Annotated in this window: 25 protein-coding genes and 1 pseudogene; 10 read left to right on the top strand and 16 right to left on the bottom strand. The window is 69.4% G+C overall.

Going from position 1 to position 21,879, the window contains the following annotated elements:
• Positions 1–169: 169 nt before the first annotated feature.
• On the bottom strand, positions 170–817 hold the full coding sequence (locus tag AD017_RS29350; protein ID WP_145984147.1) for a hypothetical protein: 648 nt from the start codon (positions 815–817) through the stop codon (positions 170–172).
• Positions 818–1,359: 542 nt separating this feature from the next.
• Between AD017_RS29350 and AD017_RS35580 the strand changes: the two genes are divergently transcribed.
• Positions 1,360–1,776, top strand: coding sequence for a hypothetical protein (locus AD017_RS35580; protein ID WP_168172310.1), 417 nt, complete (start codon positions 1,360–1,362; stop codon positions 1,774–1,776).
• Between the two features lie 269 nt (positions 1,777–2,045).
• Here the strand turns inward: AD017_RS35580 and AD017_RS29340 are convergent, their stop codons facing one another.
• Entirely contained in the window at positions 2,046–3,023 is a 978-nt protein-coding gene (locus tag AD017_RS29340; RefSeq protein WP_227012917.1) for an AraC family transcriptional regulator, read from the bottom strand.
• Between the two features lie 739 nt (positions 3,024–3,762).
• On the opposite strand from AD017_RS29340, the gene AD017_RS29335 reads away from it, so the two are divergent.
• From AD017_RS29335 to AD017_RS37590, 3 genes are all read left to right on the top strand, one after another.
• A complete protein-coding gene (locus AD017_RS29335) occupies positions 3,763–4,863 on the top strand; it encodes a bifunctional DNA primase/polymerase (protein ID WP_060576885.1) in 1,101 nt (366 codons plus the stop codon).
• Positions 4,864–4,940: 77 nt separating this feature from the next.
• Positions 4,941–5,441, top strand: a complete 501-nt coding sequence (locus AD017_RS34810; RefSeq protein ID WP_145984146.1) for a hypothetical protein — start codon at positions 4,941–4,943, stop codon at positions 5,439–5,441.
• A gap of 13 nt (positions 5,442–5,454) precedes the next feature.
• Positions 5,455–6,114: a multiprotein-bridging factor 1 family protein gene (locus AD017_RS37590; protein ID WP_369821708.1), complete on the top strand. Its 660-nt coding sequence runs from the start codon at positions 5,455–5,457 to the stop codon at positions 6,112–6,114.
• A 646-nt stretch (positions 6,115–6,760) separates the two neighbouring features.
• Here the strand turns inward: AD017_RS37590 and AD017_RS29315 are convergent.
• From AD017_RS29315 to AD017_RS29300, 4 genes are all read right to left on the bottom strand, one after another.
• Entirely contained in the window at positions 6,761–7,117 is a 357-nt protein-coding gene (locus AD017_RS29315) for a hypothetical protein (RefSeq protein WP_060576878.1), read from the bottom strand.
• A 480-nt stretch (positions 7,118–7,597) separates the two neighbouring features.
• A complete protein-coding gene (locus tag AD017_RS29310) occupies positions 7,598–8,263 on the bottom strand; it encodes a hypothetical protein (protein WP_145984145.1) in 666 nt (221 codons plus the stop codon).
• Positions 8,264–8,587: 324 nt separating this feature from the next.
• Positions 8,588–9,106, bottom strand: a complete 519-nt coding sequence (locus tag AD017_RS29305) for a hypothetical protein (protein WP_060576874.1) — start codon at positions 9,104–9,106, stop codon at positions 8,588–8,590.
• A gap of 39 nt (positions 9,107–9,145) precedes the next feature.
• Positions 9,146–9,628, bottom strand: a complete 483-nt coding sequence (locus tag AD017_RS29300) for a hypothetical protein (RefSeq protein ID WP_060576872.1) — start codon at positions 9,626–9,628, stop codon at positions 9,146–9,148.
• 248 nt (positions 9,629–9,876) lie between these two features.
• Between AD017_RS29300 and AD017_RS29295 the strand changes: the two genes are divergently transcribed.
• A complete protein-coding gene (locus tag AD017_RS29295) occupies positions 9,877–11,559 on the top strand; it encodes a class I SAM-dependent DNA methyltransferase (RefSeq protein ID WP_060576871.1) in 1,683 nt (560 codons plus the stop codon).
• A complete protein-coding gene (locus tag AD017_RS29290) occupies positions 11,546–12,283 on the top strand; it encodes a hypothetical protein (protein ID WP_227012916.1) in 738 nt (245 codons plus the stop codon). Before AD017_RS29295 ends, AD017_RS29290 begins: the two co-directional genes overlap by 14 nt.
• Before the next feature lie 33 nt (positions 12,284–12,316).
• On the opposite strand, the gene AD017_RS34805 is transcribed toward AD017_RS29290, so the two are convergent.
• The 6 genes from AD017_RS34805 to AD017_RS29255 all read right to left on the bottom strand — a co-directional run bounded on the left by AD017_RS34805 (position 12,317) and on the right by AD017_RS29255 (position 16,945).
• Positions 12,317–13,504, bottom strand: coding sequence for a hypothetical protein (locus AD017_RS34805; protein WP_145986098.1), 1,188 nt, complete (start codon positions 13,502–13,504; stop codon positions 12,317–12,319).
• 112 nt (positions 13,505–13,616) lie between these two features.
• The gene (locus AD017_RS29275; RefSeq protein WP_145984143.1) at positions 13,617–14,120 is read right to left on the bottom strand and encodes a hypothetical protein; all 504 of its coding nucleotides are present in this window, start codon (positions 14,118–14,120) and stop codon (positions 13,617–13,619) included.
• A 127-nt stretch (positions 14,121–14,247) separates the two neighbouring features.
• Positions 14,248–14,988 (bottom strand): hypothetical protein, encoded by a 741-nt coding sequence (locus AD017_RS29270; RefSeq protein WP_060576863.1) that lies wholly within the window; start codon positions 14,986–14,988, stop codon positions 14,248–14,250.
• A gap of 281 nt (positions 14,989–15,269) precedes the next feature.
• Positions 15,270–16,112 carry a DUF2637 domain-containing protein gene (locus AD017_RS29265; RefSeq protein WP_227012915.1) on the bottom strand — a complete coding sequence of 281 codons (843 nt, stop codon included), beginning with the start codon at positions 16,110–16,112 and terminating at the stop codon, positions 15,270–15,272.
• Positions 16,113–16,319: 207 nt separating this feature from the next.
• Positions 16,320–16,640, bottom strand: coding sequence for a hypothetical protein (locus AD017_RS29260; RefSeq protein ID WP_060576858.1), 321 nt, complete (start codon positions 16,638–16,640; stop codon positions 16,320–16,322).
• Positions 16,637–16,945: a hypothetical protein gene (locus tag AD017_RS29255; RefSeq protein WP_060576856.1), complete on the bottom strand. Its 309-nt coding sequence runs from the start codon at positions 16,943–16,945 to the stop codon at positions 16,637–16,639. Before AD017_RS29255 ends, AD017_RS29260 begins: the two co-directional genes overlap by 4 nt.
• Positions 16,946–17,038: 93 nt before the next feature.
• Between AD017_RS29255 and AD017_RS29250 the strand changes: the two genes are divergently transcribed.
• Entirely contained in the window at positions 17,039–17,587 is a 549-nt protein-coding gene (locus tag AD017_RS29250) for a hypothetical protein (RefSeq protein ID WP_145984141.1), read from the top strand.
• 12 nt (positions 17,588–17,599) lie between these two features.
• Positions 17,600–18,358 (top strand): restriction endonuclease, encoded by a 759-nt coding sequence (locus AD017_RS29245; RefSeq protein ID WP_060576853.1) that lies wholly within the window; start codon positions 17,600–17,602, stop codon positions 18,356–18,358.
• A 240-nt stretch (positions 18,359–18,598) separates the two neighbouring features.
• Here the strand turns inward: AD017_RS29245 and AD017_RS29240 are convergent, their stop codons facing one another.
• Positions 18,599–19,186, bottom strand: a complete 588-nt coding sequence (locus AD017_RS29240) for a nucleotidyl transferase AbiEii/AbiGii toxin family protein (RefSeq protein WP_060576851.1) — start codon at positions 19,184–19,186, stop codon at positions 18,599–18,601.
• A gap of 1 nt (position 19,187) precedes the next feature.
• A complete protein-coding gene (locus AD017_RS29235; protein ID WP_060576849.1) occupies positions 19,188–19,541 on the bottom strand; it encodes a hypothetical protein in 354 nt (117 codons plus the stop codon).
• Positions 19,542–20,010: 469 nt separating this feature from the next.
• On the opposite strand from AD017_RS29235, the gene AD017_RS37585 reads away from it, so the two are divergent.
• Positions 20,011–20,244 (top strand): DUF4345 family protein, encoded by a 234-nt coding sequence (locus tag AD017_RS37585; protein WP_082538422.1) that lies wholly within the window; start codon positions 20,011–20,013, stop codon positions 20,242–20,244.
• 129 nt (positions 20,245–20,373) lie between these two features.
• On the opposite strand, the gene AD017_RS29230 is transcribed toward AD017_RS37585, so the two are convergent.
• On the bottom strand, positions 20,374–20,571 hold the full coding sequence (locus AD017_RS29230; protein WP_060576847.1) for a hypothetical protein: 198 nt from the start codon (positions 20,569–20,571) through the stop codon (positions 20,374–20,376).
• A gap of 133 nt (positions 20,572–20,704) precedes the next feature.
• On the opposite strand from AD017_RS29230, the gene AD017_RS29225 reads away from it, so the two are divergent.
• The gene (locus AD017_RS29225; RefSeq protein WP_145984138.1) at positions 20,705–20,890 is read left to right on the top strand and encodes a hypothetical protein; all 186 of its coding nucleotides are present in this window, start codon (positions 20,705–20,707) and stop codon (positions 20,888–20,890) included.
• A gap of 512 nt (positions 20,891–21,402) precedes the next feature.
• On the opposite strand, the pseudogene AD017_RS29220 reads toward AD017_RS29225, so the two are convergent.
• Positions 21,403–21,794, bottom strand: a pseudogene (locus tag AD017_RS29220) (DUF1801 domain-containing protein).
• Positions 21,795–21,879 lie beyond the last annotated feature (85 nt).

Here is a 21,879-nt window from a genome sequence, read left to right as displayed (position 1 = left end):
AAGGCAGGGCGTAGGACCGCCCTGCTGTGTCGCGGCCTACTCTGGGTCGTAACTCACTGATGTTGGGTGCGGTCGACTTCGTTGTCGCCGACGGATACGAGACGGGGCGTGCGCTGCTGGGGGTGTCGGTCCACGACTGTTGCCCCCAGGCGAATGCACACCCGCCGAGTCAAGCGCCGAGTGCCGCTGCGATCTGGGGAAGTGATTGGTCCAGTGCGTACGGGATGCTCAGCGCGGACGGGAATCCGATCGCGATTGCAGTTGTGAGGTCGAGCGCGACGTAGGAGCCACGCTGGACCGCCGGAATCCGCTGGAACATCTCGTCGGCTTCCAGCCGGGTCCGGGCCTCCGGGCTGTTGAATGTGAGGATCAGGACGTCGGCGTCGAGGGTGGCGAGCGACTCCGGGCGAGCAGCTACCTGGATCAGGTCCGGCGGATCCCCGGGCACTGCGGCCAGTACCCACGGCGAGATCCCACCTTGGATGAAACGGCCTAGATCAGGGGGCAACAGCGGAACAACCCCCAGAGCCACGGCCGCGTCTGTGTCGCGGTAGTTGCCTACCGACACCACACGGCTCGGGGTGGTCGGAATCGTGACCGGCCCTTCGATCCCGTCGACTGTCATGGGATAACCGGCATCAGCAGGCACTGGGCTGGTGTCCGCTGTCGACGGCCCCGACCCGCCGCATCCGGCGGCACCGGTCGCCAGTCCAGCGGCGCCGGGGAGGGCGAGGAAGTTACGTCGGCCGACGGTGTAGCTCGTTGCGGAGGGGGCGGTGTCGCGAGCGGCCTTCTCCCGAACGGAACTGTCAAACATGAGTCTCGCACCTCGCAGGGTTCAGCGTCCCGGACGCCCGGAACTAGAAGCAAGGCGCGCCTAACCCAGCCCGGTAGCCCGCATCTGTCCCAATTCGACCGGGACCGACTTACCTGAGATCGCTTCGAGTCTCCGCCAGGTGGTCCGAGTCGCGCGCCAATCCCTACTTTTGGGTGCTTCCGACTACTAGAATATATGGTATCGGAACGCAGTGGCAGCCGAGACAGTCGAATGGCATCGCCCTTGGATCCGCCCTCCCAGCGGGGAATCGGAGTCAGGCCATGAACCTGCTACCTACGTCGACGCGCGACGGCCGCTGCGCTGACCATGCTCGACCTTCCCTCCGGAAAGTGCACGTCGGCGATCAACGTGGGCTCACCTGACCGTTCTGGGCAACTTGGGCGGAGGCCCCTGGTGTCCGAGACAGGTCCTGTCTCGCGATGTTGCCCCCAGGCCATCCGCCCGCATCGACCTTGCTCCAGTCGCTCGTGCTATTGCCAGTCCGGTACCGGGAACTCAGAGGGGCCGAGATCGGCGAGTTGGTGGAATTCGACATGAGCGACGAAGGGGTCAAGGTCTCCGACCAGTACGCCCGCATCACCACGCGACGAACGGTGGCGCGCCACCGCGGCCGACTGATCGACGGCTCTTCCAGCGACGTGGTGTATGAGGCGCTGTTCCGCCTCGCGAGCCTGCCCGCCGGTGCCACGATGGCGGCGTTCGTCAACGATGGCGATGTGCCGTACATGGGCACCGTTCTCGACGACGACTGGAGGCGGGTCACGGATCTTCTCGCTCCGCGCTCCGAGGCCTGTGTTGCGACGCGTCGACACCTTTGGGGTGCTCTCCTGATGCTATGCAGGTCGATGGCCTCGTTTGGTCGAGACAGCCGCGCGCTTGCCGTGCTCGCCGTGCTCGCGTCCCGCTGGCGATCATTCAGCTCGCGCAGGTGGCGCTGACGACATCGGACACCGCGATGATGGGCCTGCTCAGTGCCGAGGCCCGGGCGCAGGTGCCCGGTCATCTGGTCTCGGTTGCGGAGGCTGGCGTAGTGGGAGCTGTTGCGGATCAGGTACGGCACGCAGGCCTGGACCAGGGCCTGTGGCCACTGTGGTGATAGAGCCCGCGAGACGTTCGAGCCCGTCGCAGACGACGGTGCTCACGTCGGCCACGCCGCGGTTCTGATCTCGGGGTGGATCGCGTCGATGATCTCTGCGTGTGGTCCCTCTCAGTTTCGCAAGGTCGCGCCTGGCGACTGGCCGTACCGCTGTCGGTACTGCACGGCGAACCGGCCGGCGTGGCCGAAGCCCCAGCGGGCGGCGATCTCGGCGACCGTGTCGCCGCGGGTCGGGTCGGCGGCTTGCAGATCCCGGTGTGCACGGTCCATGCGGACCTGTCTGAGATAGTCCACCGGGGTGCAGTCACGGTGTCGGCGGAAGGCGTGCTGCAGGCCGCGGCTACCGATCCGGGCGGCCTCGCCGATCTCGTCCAGGCCGATCGGGCGGTGGGCGTTGGTCTCGATGAACTCCACTGCCCGGCGCAGCGCCGCGGGCTCGGCGCGCAAGGTTCCCGGCGCTGGGCGGTCGGCCAGCACGTCGGCGGCGGTGTTCGGGAACACCGACAACGCTGTCGTCGTCACCAGGTTCACGAGTTCCTGATGTACTAAGGACTCTCCAGCGCAGCCGTCCCGTTCGGTCAGTTCTCGCCAGGCAAACTTGACGGTGCGGAGCCACAACTGTGCGTGCGCCGCTGAGACCGGGCGCATGGAGGCGAAGCGTAGTGCGTCGAGGCTCAAGCCGGTCAGTCCCGCAGCCGAGCGGGCCATCTGGCGCAGCGGCAGGCGGACGGCCAGCGCGCTGAAGGTGTCCCACTCCAGGTGGGCCGGGCTGTCGGGCAGGTACAGATAGCTGTCGCCGGGCGTATTGGCGACCGAGCCGTGCCGGCCGAAGTCCAGACTGATCCGCCCGCTGAGCACGCTGATCACGTTCACCTGCTCGGGGCTCTCCGAGAAGGCTCCCTCGGCGGAGTGGAGCCATACCCGGTCGAGCGCGACAGCCGGGGTCGTCGCACTGGTGACGCGGAGTGCCGCCTCCGGTGAGGAGGTGTGCGGCCGGGCCCGCGTATACATCCGGGAGAGCGCGTCCCACGCCTCGTCCGCGGACTTCGACGTGAACGAGGACCGCTCGATTTCCACGCTCATCTTCATCACCGCTCCCCTGCCGCATCTGCGGCTGACCACCTACTCGGCCGGTGGCTCGGACGCTGGTCTCATCGCCGCCCGCGACATTCCGGATGCGGACATCGCAGGTCGTTAGCCGGACCGCGCCGATCACGGCCACATCCGCAGCTCCCGACCATCCGACCCGGCCACCACCAGTTGCCGAGTAGCCCAACAGGCTAGGCGTGGCCACCGCCTACGTACACCCATCTGCGCAGTCACCGACCCCGCCCGGACCACCTCTACCGTGCCCGTCCTCGTGGCCGCGGTTGCGGGTCTCGGGGAGCACGTGCACCCAGTACTTGGCGTCCTCCCTCGCCTGCGGCCGGGCCGCACCGCCCAAGGCCTGAGGATGTCGCGGCGTCGTCCGCCGGTGACAGTCCTCGAGGTCCACGGGCTCACCAGCAGCGAGCTCCGTCATCGGGTCCACACTCCTGGGTCGGAATGACACCGATGTTCTTGCAATCCGCGGCAAGCGATCCGCCGGTGGAACGCTCCGTGTGCATGGACCGGCAAGTCGCAGCGCGGCGCTACCGCCGTGGACAGCCTTGTAAACAGTAGGTCGTCGGTTCGATCCCGACCTCCGGCTCCATCGCTGACCTGTGCGTCTGCCCAGAGCGGGGCTGCGTCAAGGTCAGGATCGACCGCTTGTGAGTCCGTTGTGAGTCTCGCCTGGGGGCAAGACCCGGTCTCTGACCATCACCACGAACTTCACGGAGGAGACCCGATGACCGCGGTCGACACCCCCGCGGCCGGAAGGCCGGCTCGAACCGCAGCCTCGGTCCCGGGCTTCGCCACCGCCGCCTGGGACCTCTACCGAGCCGGCTGGACCAGCGGGTTCCCGCTGCCTCGCGGCAAGAAGTCGCCGCCACCGTGCGGCGTCACCGGCGGCGGCCGCACCGTCCCGTCCGGAGCGGACATCGCGGAGTGGATCCACATGGCGCCCCGCGGCAACATCGGCATCGGCATGTCGCACCGCGTCGCGGTCGACTGTGACGACTACGAGAAGGGCGGCGTCGTGAAGCGGGGCGCGGCCACCCTGTCCGCGATCGAGGCCGACACCGGTGTCTCCTTCCCCGCGACTTTCAAGATCACCAGTCGCGGCGACGACGTGAGCGGCAAGTACCTCGGCCTGGTCCCGGACGGCGTCGAACTGGTCGGGGCGCTGCCCGGCGTCGAGCTGATCCAGCACTGGCACAGGTACGCCGTCGCCCCTCCGAGCATCAACCCGGACTCGGGCGGCTCGATCTTCGAGTGGCGAGCGGACGCCCGGCCCGACCCCGCGACCCCCGGCGTCCGGCTGGACCGCATCCCGCGGCCCGCCGATCCGCCCATGCTGCCCGCCGAGCTGGTCGCCGCGCTGCGCCGCGACGGCGAGCGCGGCACCCCGCTCGAGGTGAGCCGCGAGGACTGGGCCGGGTTCTTCAACGGGATGCCGCGCGGCTACGACGGCGTCGTGTGCACGGCCGTGCGGCGCCGGTTCCGGGCCGCTGTGCTCGCCGCTCGCGGACAAACGGGAACGTCAAGGCGACGAGACGCTGCGGCACACGCTGCAGCTGCTGCGCTTCGGCGACAGGGCCACCTCGGCGTCTCCGCCGCCCTGCAGCGGCTCGCGGAGGTCTACTCGACCTCGGTCGCCGACCGGGCCAGCGAAGGGGCCGCCCACCGCGAGTTCCTGAGAATGATCGGGCGCCGCGCGGTCGGGCAGATCCTCGCCGAGCCCACCGATCCCGAAGCCCGCGAGCGCGGCTGCCTATGTGCCGAGGGCATGGCCGCGCTGCTGATCGCCACCGGCGACCCTGTCGAATTCGCCGAGGGCTTCGGCTAGTCCATCCCGGCGCTGCTCGCCCGGATCGACCACCCGCAGATCCGCGCCGTCACCGCCGCCCGCCTCGGGGTGAGGTCGTGAGCGCCGCGACGAACGGCCACCACCTCGGCGCCACGATCCTCGCCGACCTGGAGCAGGACGTCACCGACACGCTCGCCACCCGCGCCACCGTCGACCTCACCGGCGCCGACGACCCGATCGGCCCAACCGTCCACCAGGTGGTGAACCACGTCGAGAGCTTCCGGTGGCTGCTGTCCGAGCTGGGGCGCCGCGGCCTGGCCGGGGTGTTCCTGCGCGGCGAGGTGCCGGTGTTCTGCGTGCGCGTCGGCGAGGACGGCTACCTGCCGAGCTGGACCAGCTGCCGCTGCTCAAGCACGGCCTGTGCGGCCGCGTCTGGTCGCGCGTGGGCGGCGCCATCGTGTCGGTCGACGAGGTGGTGGCCGCAGCCACGCACCTTCTCGCGATCGGTCTGGTCGCCCGCGACGGCGACGGCTGGCGACCCGGACTGGTCCGGCTTGACTGGGCGCCCGTGCAGCTCCGACATGAAGCGACGTTCTGGTCGACGCAGCAGTCGGTGAGGAGGCGGCCGGAGTGAGCGAACCACGGTCAACGCGCGTCCGCGCAGCTGGCTCTCCGGAAGGAGATTCCGGATCTACGCGCGCGCGAGAGCGTCCGGGTCGCGTGACGGGTCAGGAGCGGGCTCGGCTGCGGCGCAGCTTCGGCTACGAGTTGTGGTCGCGGCGTTGCGCGCGGGGGTGGACGCAGGCTCAGCTCGCGGCGAAGGCCGGTGTCTCGGAGGACTCTGTGCGGTGTCTCGAGCGCGGTCAGGTCCGCCCGTCGGACAGCATGACCCGCAAGCTCGCGGTTGCGTTGGAGGACGGCCGGGACGCAGTGACGGTGGCGATGTGTGACCTGGAGCTGCAGGGCAAGGCGGGGGTGTCGTTGCGGCGGTGGCGTCGCCGGCGGCCGCCGCGGGTCGCTGTGCGGCGGATCTACGCGGCCGCGCGCGAGCGGTTGGAGGCGGAGCGGGCGGAGCGTGACCACGGCTTGAAGTCTGGATGTCGGTCCTTGACGAGGTGTTCGAGGATGCGTCCGGGCGGGCGCAACTGGATCTGCAGCCGCCGCCGTCGACCGCGGAGAGGTTGTGGCCGGAGCGGTGGCCGCGGGTGCGTTCGGGTGGTGGGCGCTGATGTCGACTCCAGTCCTCGTGGGGCGCCTTCACTGGTGCCGGCATCGGGTCGGCCTCGGTGACGGTGCCTGGGGCGCAGGCTGACGACGTCCTCACCGAGGTGGTCGGCAACGCCTACGGCACGGTGGCCGGCCCGACGATGTCGGGTGCGGGCGCCGGGTCGCGGTCGGAGGTCGGGTCCAAGCTCGGGTCGCCCGGGGCGTCGCAGTATCGGAACGCGCAGTTGTCGACGTGGCGCCGGGAGTGCTCCGAGGCAGGCACCTACGTCAGTACCGCGACGTGGTCCGAGGAGACGATGATCGTCGCGTTGTTTTTGCGGTACGCGGGGGCGCTCGACGGGCCCCGTCCGGGGCGGCGACGGCACAGTCCGGCTCACATCCGGCGGCGGTGCAGGCACCGTCGGTGACGACGGCGACCGACGCGCCGCTGATCATCGGTTGTTGGGCCGGTGTGCAGTTCAGCGGCACCTTGTCGTGGCTCCCGCAGGCGTCGATGACTGAACGTGCGGAGGCCGCGGCGAATCAGTAGGTGAGCACGATGGTCGCGACCGAGGTCCGGGCTGCGGGTGCGACGGGCGCGACCGGGTCCGTACTGCGACGGTGAGTCCGCCGCCGCAGTACGGGTCGGTGTCCAGGTTGATTGCGGTGCGCGGGCTGGTGGCGCCGGCTGGTCCGGAGCCTGGCCGCGGCATGCTGATGTGCTGACGGTTCAGTCGGTCGTCGGCGCGTGCTGGGAGTCGTCGGCGCGGTGTCGGCGGATCCCGGCGCCGTGTCCGATGACGCGGCAGTTCTCGCCGTTGGGGCGGGCGCGGCCGCACAGCTCGTAGGTCGGGTCGGCGGCGAGCGTCGCGGCGTGCAGGCTCCCGCCGGTCCCGGGGACGTATCCCTGCGCGGCAAGGCGCTCGGCGATGTTCTGTGCCCCGTTGATCGCGGCGAGGTAGCGCTCGGCCCGCTTGTCGTGGCCCTGCAGGAAGAACGATCCGGGCTTGGTCGTGCCGCCGCAGTCACACCAGCACTGGCCGTTGGGGGTGGCGGCCGCGCGGCGCGGGGTAGAGGTGGTCGTCATAGCGGATCCCATCCATGAGTGTGTAGTAATTCATGAATACCATGACTCCGGTGGTCCGGGAAGCCCCAGTGTTCGCGCATCGACGGTGGCGATGAGAGGTCGTGCCGATCCCCTCGACGCCGGCCACCAGGCCGTCGCGCCTCCACCTCGCCGGACCGCTCGAGGGTCACCATGAACGACATGACTAAGCACAGCGCGGCCGGCGCGGAGACGACGTGGCCGCACCCAGGGTCGGCGGCCGCACGAGACTCCGTGCAGTGGGCGCCCGGGACGCCGTGGCCGGATCCGCTGGCGCCGACGGGGCCGACAGAGTGGGGCGCGGATGTCGACCGCGGCCGGGTCGAGTTGGCCGACGGCACGTCGCCATGGGGCGCGCCGGATCCACCCGCGGCCGTGCCGGAGTCGATACCGGGAACTGAGGGACCGCACACACGCCCGGGCTGGCTCCTACGCGGACGGCGATAGGTCGAGGGGCGCCGGCTACTCGTCGAGGTCTGTGTCGTCGCGATCGACTTGCTGAGGGGAGCCACTGCCCGTGCGCTGCCAGCGAACCCCCTGCGCATCGGTGAAGCGATACGTGATCTCGTACTCCTCACCGGCGGAGTGGTGCTCGCCCCCAGCGGGGTCCGCGAAGTCGAGGAAGAACTTCGCGTTCTTGCCCGGCGCGACCGACGGTCGGACCAGACGGTTGCCCATGACGGCGCGATTCAGGCGCCACGTCCAGTCCGGATGAGCCGTACCAACGACGCTGGTGAGTCGCACGTGCGTGATCGCCAACGTGCTGTGGTTCAGGATTCGTACCTGAATCCCGCCGAAGTTCGCGACGTCCATCTGGATCAGGCGGGCCTGGTCCGCAGCCCGCTCGGCGGCCTCGGCCTGCTCCTGCGCAGCACGCTCCTTGCCCAGGGCAAGCTGTTCGGCGGCGATCTTGTTCGCCGTCCGGGCCTCCTCGTTCGCCTTCGCGGCCTCGGCAGCGGACTCCGCGGCTGCGGTTGCAGACCGGCGGGAGGCGATCCACGTCAAGGTCGCGAGCGCTGCCGCCAGGAGTCCGATGCCAAGCGTGATCCAGTCGCCACCATCGAAGACCAACTGCGCGACATCGGGCTCTACCGGCGGATTCTGTGGCGGGGAATCCGGGACGGGCACAGCTGGCGCCGCGGGAGGGGGCTCAGGTCTGGGCGGAGGAGCTGGAGTTAGCGCGAGCACCCGACGACCTTGCCAGCGGCCGAGACCTACCCCACCGGTGGGTGCGTCTCGAACGACCGTCTGTGAGTCGCGGGCAGGGTGGACGTTGGCCGGATCAGGTGGGTTCGCGATGTAGCGACGACGAGGAAGCCGGCCGCCGCGGAAGCTACTGTCGAAGTCAGCCGGTCCTACGGGTGGACTGCCGAACTCACTTTGCGCTCACTCGAACCGTCTTGCCTGGTCAGAGCGTGGGTTCTTGATACATAATCAGAGGGCCCGACTCCGTCAGATGCCTCGTCGAGCGGAACGGATCTTGGCTTGAAAACGGTCATCGTCGACGGCGGCGACAGACTGTTCAAGTCTTGTGAGTCGGGTTTCGAGCCAAGCCCACCGTGTGGCTGGCGTTTCCCAGGTCGCGCGACTGACGATCTCGGCCGCGTCGTGCACTGCGTCTGAGATGTGCAGGTCAAGCCCGACCGGCTCGGTTAGGTCGGCTTCCTCCATGAGCCACCACAGAGAGGCGATTGACAGCTCGGAGTAGGGGATGAGCACTCGACGGGGAACTCGGGCCAGCAGCGCCGCAGTCTCAAGATCGCGGATCGCGTCGCGCAGATTTTGATAGGCATCCCGCTCCGAGAACTTCCATCGGGCAGCCTCGACGGCACCGAGCGCGCGGAGGACTTCGGCGCGTGCAGCCCTACGATCCTTCCCGCTCGCGGCCCATTGCAAGATCAGCGAGCCGACGCTGAGGGCGCCGAGTACGGACACAACTAGCGGGACCAGAGTTGGGAAGTCGAGCGGCATGGTCGGACGCTACGTCGCGGCTGATCCCCATCACTGCTATCAGTCGGTGTCTAGGGGGCCGCCGTCCATCAGGCCATCGCCGTCGGCGTCGGTGCCGCACGCGGCGGTGCCGTAGTCGGAGCTGCTGGGGTCGGAGCAGGTGTACTCGCGGTGGTCTCCGACGACGTCGCTGTTGAGCTGCTCCAGGTACTCGCGCTGGGCCTGCTCCTTGGCAGCGTTGAGGGCCGGGCAGTCCTTGTTGGTGATCAGGTGCGGGTTGGCGGGGTCGCCGAACTCGGGGTCGCCGGTCGGATCGCAGGTGTAGGTGACGGGCTCGGATTCGGTGGTGACCGGCTGGGGCAGCGGAAAGTCCGGGATGACCCGTGCGGGCAGCGGCGGCGGCGGCACCAGTCGGCGGACCGGGGTGGGCGCAGCAGCGGTCGCGTCGATCGGGCCGGCGGCCTGAGCGACGGGGGCCGAAGGCAGCTCGGTGAAGGTGAGCGCGGCGCTCACGCCGAGGGCGATGACCAAGGTCGCGGGCACGAGAGCACGGAGTGCGCGGCGGCCGAGACGGTGTACGCGGTGCTGGTTGCTTGCGCGCATCTGTGCTGGTCTCCCCGGTGACCAGAGCCGCCCGGTGCGGCCCTTCGCCGTTGGAATCGCGGCACCCGGTGCAGCGTTAGCTGCTGAATGGGCTAGCTGCCGGGGATCATCAAGTTTGCGGAGCGATTCGTCTCGGGTGGCTCGTCAGCGGCGAGCCGGGCCGTACGCGAGGTTGTGCGTACGGCAAGATGCGCGACGTGCCCTCCCCGTCTGCTGCGCTCGACACGGCGGAACTGCGCAAGGCGCGCGGCGCGTTCTTCACCCCGGAGCCGGTTGCTCGCTACATCACGGACTGGGCCGTCCGCAGCACGTCAGACCGAGTACTTGAGCCCTCGTGCGGTGAGGCGTCGTTCCTGCTTGCCGCCGTCGACCGGCTGGCCGAGCTGCGCGGCCCGGACCAGCTGGGTCTCTACCTGGGCGCCTTGGACGGGGTCGAACTGCACGAGGCGTCTGCTCGCGCTGCGGGGGACCTGTTGGCGGAGGCCGGGGTCGACGCCCGGATCGAGACCGGGGACTTCTTCTGCACCGAGCCGACCGGGTCCTACGACGTAGTGATCGGCAATCCGCCCTACGTGCGGTACCAGGACTTCACAGGCGAAGCTCGGACCCGATCGCGGGCCGCCGCACTTCGCGCCGGGGTGCCGCTGACGAACCTGGCGTCATCGTGGGCGGCGTTCACCGTGCACTCTGCGCTGTTCCTGCGACCGGGCGGCCGGATGGGGCTCGTTCTGCCAGCGGAGCTGCTGAGTGTCAACTACGCCGCCGAGGTGCGCCGATTTCTGCTTGAGAAGTTCGCGCGCGTCGACCTGGTGATGTTCACAGAGCGGGTGTTCCCGGGCGTGCTGGAGGAGGTCGTGCTGCTACTCGCGGACGGCTACCAGCAGGGCCCGACCGAACATGCCAGCATCTACCAAGCCCGCAACGCCGCCGAGCTGGCCACGATCTCCGCCGGCCGCACGTGGCGCCCGGCGCGCCCCGAGGACAAGTGGACGCCGTCGCTGCTGTCGGCAGATGCCCTGACCGCGTACACGACGCTGATCTCCGGCGACGAGTTCACCCCGCTGGAGACCTGGGGCGACACCACGCTCGGGATGGTCACCGGGAACAACCGGTACTTCACGCTGTCACCGGCCCGCGCCGCCGAGCTGGGCCTGGCCTCCTCGGACCTGGTGAGGCTGAGCCCCCCGGGGAGCCGACACCTGCGCGGTCTCTCGTTCAGCACGGCCGCCTGGAATGAGCTCGGCCGCAGCGGATCAGCGACATGGCTGTTTCGGCCGGAGGGCACGCCCTCCCCGGCTGCCCTCGACTACATCGAGGCGGGCGAGACGGCGAACGTCCACCTCGCCTACAAGTGCAGGGTCCGCAAGCCATGGTGGCGGGTGCCGTTGGTCAAACCGGCCGACATGCTGATCACCTACATGAACGCCGACACCCCGCGACTCACAACGAACGCCGCCGGTGCCCGGCACCTGAACTCCGTGCACGGCGTCTACCTGCGCCCTGAGGTCCGGGAACTGGGTACGTCGCTGCTCCCGCTGGCCGCGCTGACGTCGATGACGCTGGTCGGAGCCGAGACCGTCGGGCGGGCGTACGGCGGCGGGATGCTGAAACTGGAGCCGCGGGAAGCCGATCGGCTGCCCGTCCCGTCTGCGGCGCTTGTCGACGCGGCCCGGGATCGCCTGTGCGCGATCCGTCCGCAGGTGGCAGGCCAGCTGCGCAGTGGCAAGCTGCTCGGCGCAGCGAAGCTGGTCGATGACGTGCTGCTGGTCGGAGAGTTGGGAATGCCCCGTAGTGAGGTTCGGGTGCTGCGCGAAGCGCACGCCGAGCTGACCGCTCGTCGAGTCGCAAGGGGCTCTCGTGGCTCGGATTGACGACCTACTGACCGAGGCTGTGAAGGCAGCCGGCCCGAAGCCCGAGGACACTGCCCTGCAGGGCCAGAAGGGGCCTTGGGGCAACAAGATCAGCAACACTCTGGCACTCGCCATCGGGCAAGAGCTGCGCGCTCGGGGCATGGCCGGCGCCCGGCCGGCACCCGACGGTGAAGTGGGTGTGTCCGGAGCGGAACGCCGGCTCGCCGGAGGCATCGGCGCGAAGAAGGTCGACGTCACCTGGGCAACCGAGGAGTCCGGGCTGCTGCTCGCCTGCTCGGTCAAGACCATCATGTTCCGGGACGGCGTCGGCGGACACTTCCAGAAGAACCTGACCAACCGACGCGGCGACCTGCTGTTCGAGTCGACGACCTTGCACCGACGGTTCCCCTATGCCGTCGTCGCCGGGTTCTTCTTCCTCGACGCGGGGGCGGCCGGTGACGGGACCACGCGCCGCAAGAGCACGTTCGAGAACGTGTTTCCCCGCTTCCGGCTGTTCACCCGGCGCAGCGACCCTGCCGATCGAGAGGAGCAGTTCGAGCGCCTGTACGTGCTGCTCGTTGACTCGAACCCGTTCACGCCCGCGATCACCTGCTACGAGGTCAACAACCCCGACGAGCCGGTCGAACTGGAGCAGGTGTTCGACGAGCTGGTCGAGCTGCTGGCCGAGCGCAACTTCGACATGTACGAGGCCATTGAGGGACAGATCCGCCGCCTACGTACGTAGCAGCACGGGGCGGGACGTCCGAGCGGTCTGACGTTACGGCTGCGCTCGACCTCCCGCGCCGGGCGCCCACCCGTGCCCCTGCCGTGCAGCTTGGTCCCGCACCAGGGTCCCGTCGGGCAGCGCGATCAGCGGCTTCTCGTCGCGCAGCGCCTGCGCGTACTCGGCGAGCCCGGACGGCCCGGTGTCGGCGTCGGCGGCGAGCTGGTCGCCGAGGTCGGTCACGGCGGCCACACAGTCCGGGCAGATCCATTCCTGGTCGTCGGCGATCCGGTCGACCGCGCCCCCGGCGATGTCCCCGCACAGCCCGCACGTGATCGGGTCGGCGAACCCGAGGCGCGGAGCCTCGAGAAATTCGAAGTCGGGCAGCGCGTGGACGTCGTCGGGGGTGAGGGTGTCGGTCAGCCCGTCAATCTCGGCGAGGCAGTTCGCGCACACCAGACCGCTGTCGGCACGGCGGCCGCCGAGGCCGCCGGACGCGGGCCCACCGCAGACAAGGCACGTCGTGAGGGACAGGACGGACCGGATGCGGCTGCCGCCGGTGGCGGCCTTGACCTGCAGCCGGTCCGGGCGGCCGGACTTGATCGCCATCTGTGTGGCGAGCCGGTGCGCGCCGTGCAGCACTGGCGAGAACTCGTAGACGTCGAGGTCGTAGATCCGGCGGGTGCCCGCGCTGATCTTCGCGCCGTCCGGGGTGACCTTGTAGTCGATGGAGTAGGCGCTGGTCGTGTCGAACGCCTTCGCCTCTTGGTAGGCGTCGCGGCCGTCGCGGGTGCCGAGGATGTAGCGGCCCTTACCAGTAGTGCCCCGGCGTCGTGCGGCCAGGGTGTCCGGCCGTCGGCGAGCGTGTCGGGCAGCCGCGGGTCCCCCGGCAGCAGCTCGACGGCCTTGATCTGGCGGAGCACGGGCCGGTTCCAGTCGTGGCCCTTGACGCCCTTCATCGCCCGCTCGGCCAGGGTCCGGAAGGCGCCCGGGACGATGATGTCGTTGACGTCGTCGCGGACCCCGGTAACGGCGACGATCGCCCACACGGTTGCCCTCCGGGTCGCCGGACAGGTCGAACTCGGGGGACTCGTGCTGCCCCGCGGTGTGGGCCCCGGTGTGGGCGAGCACGGTGCCCGCGGTCGCCGCGGCGGATGGGGCGTCGGCGAGCGCGGCGGTCTTCGTCTCCAGCCGGGCGGGCCGGGGGCGGATTGAGCCGGGGCGGGGCAGCGCGCGGATCATGCCGACCATAGTCCGGGTGCTGGTCGGGGGGGTGGGCGAGGCGCGCCGCGCTACGGCCTGCGGCAGGTGCGGGCTCCGCACCTGCAAGATGAGGCAAGTCTGGGAAGTTGTGCTACTGGGGGAAGAGCTGATCGAGAGGAACCTCACGGTCCTTCCGGTCCAGGATCCGGTCGTCGACGGCAACGATCTCGACCAGCTCGTGCAGGATCCAGATCAGCCGTGCGGCGGCATGGACCAGCAGTACGACGGCCAGCTCGAACAACCACGGCGCAACTCCCCGGCCCGTTGTCGTCGCGGTAACCGCGGCCGTCAGCCCGAGCAGGGTGGCGACGAACGGCTCGGTCACGACCGCGATCCAGTTCCGGCGGAGGGAACCGCCGCCACGGTGTCGGAACGTCCGGAGGCGGGGGCTGGCCGCACCGATGGTGAAGACGAGTACGACGCCGGCGAAGCCTGCTACCAGCGCCGCCGCGCCGGCCGTCCCGGCGAAAATGGCAACGGCAACGCTGATCTGGGGGTCTTCGGAGCCGGTCAAGAATGCGTACGGAGAGAGCCGGGTCCACTTCAAGCTGCTGACCGCGTGAAGCGCGACCCCGCCGGCCAGGATCAGGGACACCCAGTGCGGGTGGTCCTGAACCCAACCGACGGCCTCGCGATACGTCCGGACGACCCAGTGCGGCGCCTCGCCAGGAGTGTGCATGTCGGCCTCCGCTTCGTCGTCCGGTCGGCCGTCCGTTCCGGTACTACGCGAACGCCCGACCGAACGCCTCGATGGCGTCGGTGATACCATGGACCACCAACTCTTCCGCAGGACGTTCGCTGTCGACGATGTCGAACTTCTCCGACCTGGTGAAGTAGTGGGTCACGAGGTCGTACTGCTCGATGCGGGGACCGTCGCCGTCGTCGAGCTGGAGGCTGACGACTGCACGCTTGGCCCACTCGCCGCGTGCCCACCGGGCGGCGTGCAGGAGATCCGAGGTGGTCGTTGCACTCCCGCCTCGGTTCGCGAGGCTCCACTTCAGGACGAGGTCGGTCTCGGTCGACACGTTCTTCGCCGAGCGCGCCGCGTCACCGACCTCTCCTCCGCCGCCGGGGATCTCGGCGTGGGGCTCGACGTGCACTTCGAACATCGTGGCACCGGTCGACTGCTCCAGCTTCTCGCTGATCCGTGGGTCCAGGATCGGAACCAGGTTCAGCAGCGTGGTGTTGGGGTCGAGGCCGGCCGCTTTAGTGAACCAGTCCTCCAGGGAGGAAACGCGGGGGGCGGACTGCGACATGGTGAGGACCGCGATCCGGTTCTGGTGGCCGAACGGAATGACGTACGTCTTCTCCAGTGGAACTTCGTCCTGCAGGTTCGCGGCCAGGTGCCCGACGGCGCCGTCGGTGTCGAGGGTGTCGGGCCAGTCCGCCTTCGGGCGGACCTTGCCCACGTAGAAGTAGCGCTGCAGCGGGGCCTCGCAGGTGCGGGCCTCGCCGTGCAGCATCTTTCCGCGGACCTTGAACTGTCGACCTCGGCCTGCTGGTCGGTGACCTTCCCAAGCAGCTCGGTCCAGAAGCCGGGCGCGATGGGCCGACTCTCGTTGCTGTCCTTCGGGAGCACCTGCAGGTCGTAGAACCGCACGGTCTTGCGCATCATGACGTTCTCCGTCATTCGGGGGCGGGGAGAATTGCGATGTTGCATGCCGGGGAGCGCCTTAAGAGTAGATTCGCCCACCAGTGACGGGCCACCTATCTCGATCAGTGGTCGGTTGCCGTATTTGAGCGGTTAACTGGGACGAGATGAGTGCGTGATCAACTGTTCGAGGTGGTCCTGCGATCGGTCGGGCGTGCGCTCGCCGAGCGAGGGCCGAACGACGGCGGCCTTGCGGCGCAACGCCGGGCCGGAAGCGACGCGGGCCAGCTCCACACCGGTGGCGACATCGACCGTGCGGCGCATCCGGTTGCCCCACCGGGTGACGGTCCCGGCGGTGCGGGTCCAGCGGTACCAGCCCGCGACGGCGAGCACGGTAACGGCGAGCACTGCCAGCGCGAGCACCATGGTGGTGGCCAGAGCGGGCAGCGGCTCGGCGTGTGCCCACCAGTCCCGCGGGCTGTCCGGCTCCGGAACGACCAGCTCCGGGCCGTCGCCGGTGTCGTCCACGGGATGGCGCTCGGCGACGACCTGGTGCTCGATCGCGTCGGCGGCCGCCGACTGCCCGGTACCGGCGACCGCCGCGGACCCTCGGCTGTCCGGGACAGGTGTGGGCGTACTGCCCCGCAGGACGACGACCAGCGTCTCGATGGAGACCGCCAGGGCCACCGGCGGCCACGCCGCCACGGCCTGCGCGGTCACGGTCGGCTCCGCGGCTGCGACGTTCGCGACCAGCGACGCCCCGATGCCGAGCACCAGCCCGGCCCACGGCACCCAACCGGCACGCAGTCCGGCGCGGCGCCGGTCGACGATCGCCAGGGACGCGGCCAGCAGCATCCCGTCCACCGACAGCGGGAACAGCCACGCCCGCCATCCCTCGCCGGACCGCCGGCCAGCTCGAACATGTGCGCGTAGGACACGATCGCGGCCACCAAGGCGACGATCGTGACGCTGGCGACGACGAGGTGTCGGATCCACGGCCGGGTCACGTCTCCCACCCCGCCCGGTATGCGGACAGGTCCGCGGCGTACCGACCGCAGTCCGGAGTGTGTCCTTCTTCTCGGTCGTCGGGGTGCGATTCGAACGGTCCGTAGTCGGTGATCCGCTCGCCGCAGGCGCTGCAGCGCCACCAGGTCGAGGACCGCCGTTACATCCTCGGATCGACGGGCAGCGGCTGGTCGTCGATCAGCCACAGGTAGGCGAGTTCTGCGCGGGGGTATCGCCGTCGGCGATGCCGAGGGCGTCGGCGATCTCGTCCCACGTCCGGCCGGCGGCGCGGGCGGCGTCGGCGTGATCACGGACCTGGGCCAGGGCGGCCCGGTGCACGAGGTCGGCGGCCCGGACCCCGGCGAGCGGATCCTCGAGGACGGTGTCGGTGAGCACCCGGTAGCCGGGGACGGGCCGGTGAGTGAGGGTGGCGCCGTGCACGGTCTCGGCGACCCGCAGGATCAGGGCGCGGACGTCGGCCGCTGCCCGGCGGGCACCGGTCGGGTCGGTGGCGGTCACCGGGGCACCTCCGAATCGGCGGCCCACGATGGGCACCACGGTTCGCAGGCAGTGCCCGCAGGCGCCCCCCACAGGTCGTCAGCGCCGGCGCAGGCGGGCAGGATGCAACCACGGGTCTCGCCGCACTCCAGGTGAGCGTCGACAGGGGCGCCGTCATCGACGTGCACGAGGGTGAGGACCTGGCCGTCGGCGGTGCCGCACAGCTCGCACCACCCGTCGGGCCAGCACCGGTCCGGGTCGGTGTCGGCGGGCCGGACGTAGAGCACGTTGCGGACGGCGGCGGTGATGGCGTCGGGGTTACTCATCCGGCCACCGCCAGGATCAGTCCGAACATGATCAGGGCGACGCTGGCCCCGAACCCGAGGGCGATCAGGAGGCGAGGCCCGAGGAGGTCGGCCGTGCGGCAGTGGCGGCCGCTGGCGGCGCTCGATCTCGGCGGCCGGGCCGTGCCGATCCCACGGCCGGAATGGACAGATCTGCCGGAGCCGGGAGCGCTCGCAGGGCTGTTCGGTGGTCGGGCTCGGCACGCGATGCGGGTTGCGCAGGCTCGACAGGACTACGAGCACGCGCTGGACTCTCACGAGAAGCAGGAGCGGCTACGGCAGCGGTGGGTCGATCAAGAGCATGCTCGTCATGCGGAGGTGGTACGCGCGCACTGCGAGGAACTCAACCGTCATAACGCCGCTGTGACAGCATTTGCAGAGCGCGTGAGCCAGCGAGATCGGGAGAGCGTCCAGGAGTACGTGGAAATGGTGCTCGACCGCACCCAGCTGCCCTGCAGCGTCCCGCACCAGGTCGAGGTCGCCTACAACCCTCTGGGGGAGCAAGCGGATGTCCGTTTCGAGCTCCCGCCCGTCGACGTCGTGCCCACCGTGGCCTCCTACAACTACGTCGTGTCGAGTGCGACGACGAAGGAGAAGCCGCGCCCGGCCGGCCAGATCGCGTAGGTCTACCGGTCGGTGGTCAGCCAGATCGCGCTGCTGTACATGCGGGACCTGTTCGAGGCCGACTCGGAGCTGGTCAACGTCGAGCTGAGCGGGCATGTGCACTCCATCAGCCCAGCAACAGGCCAGCGAGAGTATCCATGCTTGATCAGCTTCGGTGTTGAGCGTGAGGCGTACCTGGGGTTGAGCCTGCGCGACGTCACCCCGCAGAAGTGCCTGGAGCACCTGAACGCACTGGTCTCGCACCATCCGCACCTGGTCGAGGCGGTCACACCGGTACGGGACTTCGATCTGGCTAGGTTCGCATTCACGGCGAGTGTTGACGGCGTAGCCGAGATGGATTCACGGACTGACTTGACCAAGATCACGCCTACGGAGTTCGAGCACTTCGTCCGCCAGCTATTGGAGGCGCGCGGGCTGCAGGGCTGGACTACGAACCAGAAGGGCGACGACGGAGTTGACGCTGTCGTCGTCAACCCGGACCCGCTCGTCGGCGGGCTGACGATCGTTCAGGCCAAGAAGTACACGCGCGTACTCGGGGTGAACCACATCCGGGAGCTGGTCGGCGCGATGGACGAGAAGCGCGCTGGCCGGGCCGTGCTGATCACGACGTCATGGTTCTCCAGCGGGTGCTGGACCAAGGCCGCCGAGAATGGCCGGGTCGAGCTGATCGAGGGGAGCGGTCTGCGTGCACTGGCGCAGCAGTACCTCGGCATGGGCGTCCTCGTCGCCTCACCGACACGGCAGAGCCGCGGCCGCCGCCCGAACCGGTAGCCGCTGACCTGCTCCGTGGAATCAACCGTGCTGCGAAACCCCGAGCACTGACGAGGCCAGCGCGGTTCATGAGTCCCGCACGTGAACTGTTGTTGCTGGTAGGTGCCCTATTGGATGCGGCCTGCGCGCTTGACGCCCGAGGGGTCGCAGGTTCGAACCCTGCCGCGCCCATGCATCTGAACTCGGACTTCAGCGATCTCATGATCCGCTCGGTCGGTTGCGGGGTGATCCACTCGATCGTCACGGTGAGGCATTTCGGAGTTCGGTGTTCCACTGCTCGAAGAGTTGTACGAGTCCTGCGATCGATCCTGGCTCTATGCCGTCCTCGGCCCAGCCGGCGTCCTTCTCCGCGGCCAGTTCGAGGAGCCGGTCGTAGCCGAAGCGTTCGATGAGCGCGGCGACGTCGTGGTAGTCGCGGGGTCGTGCTCGTGCCCAGAGCGCGAGCACCTTGTCCGCCGCGAGATCTTCCGGGTGGAGGACGGCGCCGATGTCGAGCGCGACGCGGGGACGGAGTCGCCCGCCGTCGGCGAAGATTTCGACGAGACACTCTGTTCGGCCGTCGGCTGCAACGGCGATGAACCGGTGGTCGCGAGGCTCAGCTGCGTCTCGGATCTCGATCCCGCGATGGCGCAGAGCGAGGCGGAGCGCGACGGCGATCCGCACGGCCTCGTCGTCGTCGATCTCGGTGAACAGGTCGATGTCGTGTGTGCTGCGTTCGGTGTAGCCGTGGGCGATCATCGCTCCGCCGCCGGCGAGCGCCAGCGTGCGCGCCTCCGGGAGGGCGAGCGCCGTCGTGGCGATGATGTTCTGGAGTGGGCCCAGGCTCATGTCATGCCGCGGTGTCGGCGTTGTCGATCAGCGGGCGCCAGGCCTCGCGAATCCAGGGAGGCAGGTACAGGTCCGTCCACTGATCGAGCAGCGCTCGGCGGTTGACGAGCATCCTGACGTCGTCGAGGTCGCCGTGGGTGAGGACGATCTCGTAGAGATCGCGGCGGCGGTCGGGGTCGGAGAGATCCCAGCGGACGGCCTCCGGTGCTGGACCGGACCAGAACATGCGGGTAGGCAGGCCGACCGGTCCGCTCAGCGCTCCGTCGAGTTCGTCGAGTTCGTCGAGTTCGTCGAGAGAGTCGGGCACGGCGACGGGCCGGACCCAGCCGGGACGCCGTGCTGCCTTGCTGCTCATGGGGTCATCGTGCCCCATCGGTCGAGGCGACGGGGAGAGGTGCTCCCGGTGCCCTCCGTGGAGTCATTCGTGCTGCGAATTCCGGAGGGCCAGGTGGCTCACGGCCCCGGCCGAGGTACGTCCTACATCCCCTGTTGCTGGTAGTGGCTGTGGCTGCCGTCGTCGGCGCTCTTTACACCCGAGCGGCCGCACGTTCGACCGGTGATCCCGTTGTGCAGTGCGCGGGCGGACGAGCTTGACTCGCTGGGCGGATCTCGTCACGCCTGCTACGTCCCGTTTCGCGGTCGGCGAACCAGAGGCCCTGCCCCCTGCGCCAGGATGGTGGTCATGTCAGCGTTGAGAACCTTGGGACGGGTCGCCGGATGGGCGTGCATAGCGATCGGAGGGGTTCAGCTCCTCGGTGGGGCACGCGGGGAGCCCGGCATGATCGGCAACCCGACGGTGGACTCACACGTTCGCTTCATGGGACCTGTGTTCGCCCGGCTACGGTCTGGCCTGGCTCGACACGACGACGGCCAGCGAACCCGACCTGGGCCGGATGCGACTGCTCGCGGGCCTGATGGCCCTCGGGGGCATCGGACGTCTCGCGACCCGCGCAACCCTGGGCCGACCGCATCGTTTCCATGACGTGCTGCTCGCCGTGGAGCTAGCTGCCCCGGTCGCGGTGGAGGCGGTGGGGCAGCGCGAGCGTGGTGCTCGCTAACCCTGGTTCTTCATGATCTTGAAGGCTGTTCAGGGACCTGAACGCAGAATGTGCCCCGTGGCAAGGTAGGACATTGCTTGCTGAGGGCTATGCCCGGCGGGTCGAGAGGACACTTTCCAGGTGCAGGCTCTAGCCGCGCGTCTGAAGATCATTGTCACCGCTGCCGGGGACGGGGTGGACTCCGGTGTCGGGTCCCGGCTGCTGGCCGATGTCTAGGGTCTTGTGGTGCGGCAGCCCGGGCCGCTTCAGCGCGGTGCGGAACCGGCGTCCTTTGCGCAGCCCGAGTTCCTCGCCGAGGACGGTGTCGATGAACTCGCGGTAGCGCATCTGATCGCCCTGGCCCAGCCGGTGACCACCAGCGTTCGGCACTCAGCTGCCGCCAGCAGGGTGTCGTCCGGCCTGCCGACGGCGGCCGCGGCTATCGTCGATGGAGTTCCGATCGCCGATCGAGGAGGGAGCGATGGCGACGCAGCCGGGCCCGACGCCCTCCCCCAGGCGTGGCCCGACCGTCGACGAGATCTTCGCCAACGCTAAGGCGGTCACCAGCATCGACGAACTCGCTCAGGACGGAATCTTCGAAGACGACGCCGAGCTCGACGACTTCCTCACCGACCTTCGCCGGATGCGCCGCTCCAGCATCGCCTGACGTGCGACGAATCATCTTCGACACGGACGTCGCATCGCAGGTCATCGAGCAGCGCTTACCGGCGCCGCTGCCCGGTGAACTCGCCGCCGCCCAGCACGGCATCACCTTCATCATCTACGGCGAGCTCACCACCCGCTGGTCGATCATGAGCGAGTGGGGAGCCGTCCGTCGCTCTCGGCGTGTGTGTGCGGAAGCCGGATCCCCTGTTCTCCATTGTCCGCGGCGAGGTGTGGGTTGTCCGCTCCCGACGGGGGCAGCGGGCAGGTGGTGGCGGCGCGGCCTGGCCGCTCACGGCGGCCGACGCCGGAGATCGGTGCGGCGAGCGCCCGGCACGCAGTAGCACCCGGTCTGGGTCGGCTTCCTGCGCGGCCATCGGTCAAGATCGCGGGGTTGGCCTGGGTTTGTCGAGGGCCGCGATGATCCGCGGGGCCGGGTGGGTTCGGCGCGGACAGGTCCGCGGGCGGCGCGGCTGTCGACAGGTGCCGCGGTGTCATGCGCCCTGGAGGGCGGCGTCAGCCGGTGGCCTTCGCGAGAAGTCTGGTGATCGTGTTCTCGGCGTCGTCGTCCAGTGTGGTGACGGCGTAGGAGGTGGGCCACGGGCCGCCGTCGCCGAGGCCGGCTTCCGGAGTGAACCCGAAGGTCGAGTAGCGCTCCTTGTCGTCGTGGCCGCTGCGGAAGAAGCACACGACCTTTCCGGCGCGGGCGTAGGCGGGCTGGCCGTATCACAGCTTCGGCGACAGGCTGGGCGCGCTGCTGGTGATGATCGCGTGCAGACGTGCGGCGATCGCGCGGTCGGGTGCGGCCATGTTCGCGATCTTCGATAGGACGTCGGCCTCGGCGGCGGCCGCCTTGTTGCCTCGATCCCGTCCGGCCTGGTCCTCAGCTCTGCCGCGCGTTCGCGCACGGCGAGGCGCTCCTGCTCGGAGAATCCGTCGCCGTGGGTGGCCGTCTCGGACGTGGTGGATCTGCGTTCTCCCTGGGAGCCGGTC

The sequence above is a fragment of the Pseudonocardia sp. EC080619-01 genome (assembly GCF_001420995.1).
GTDB lineage: Bacteria > Actinomycetota > Actinomycetes > Mycobacteriales > Pseudonocardiaceae > Pseudonocardia.
This window is presented reverse-complemented; position numbering and strand designations above follow the sequence as displayed.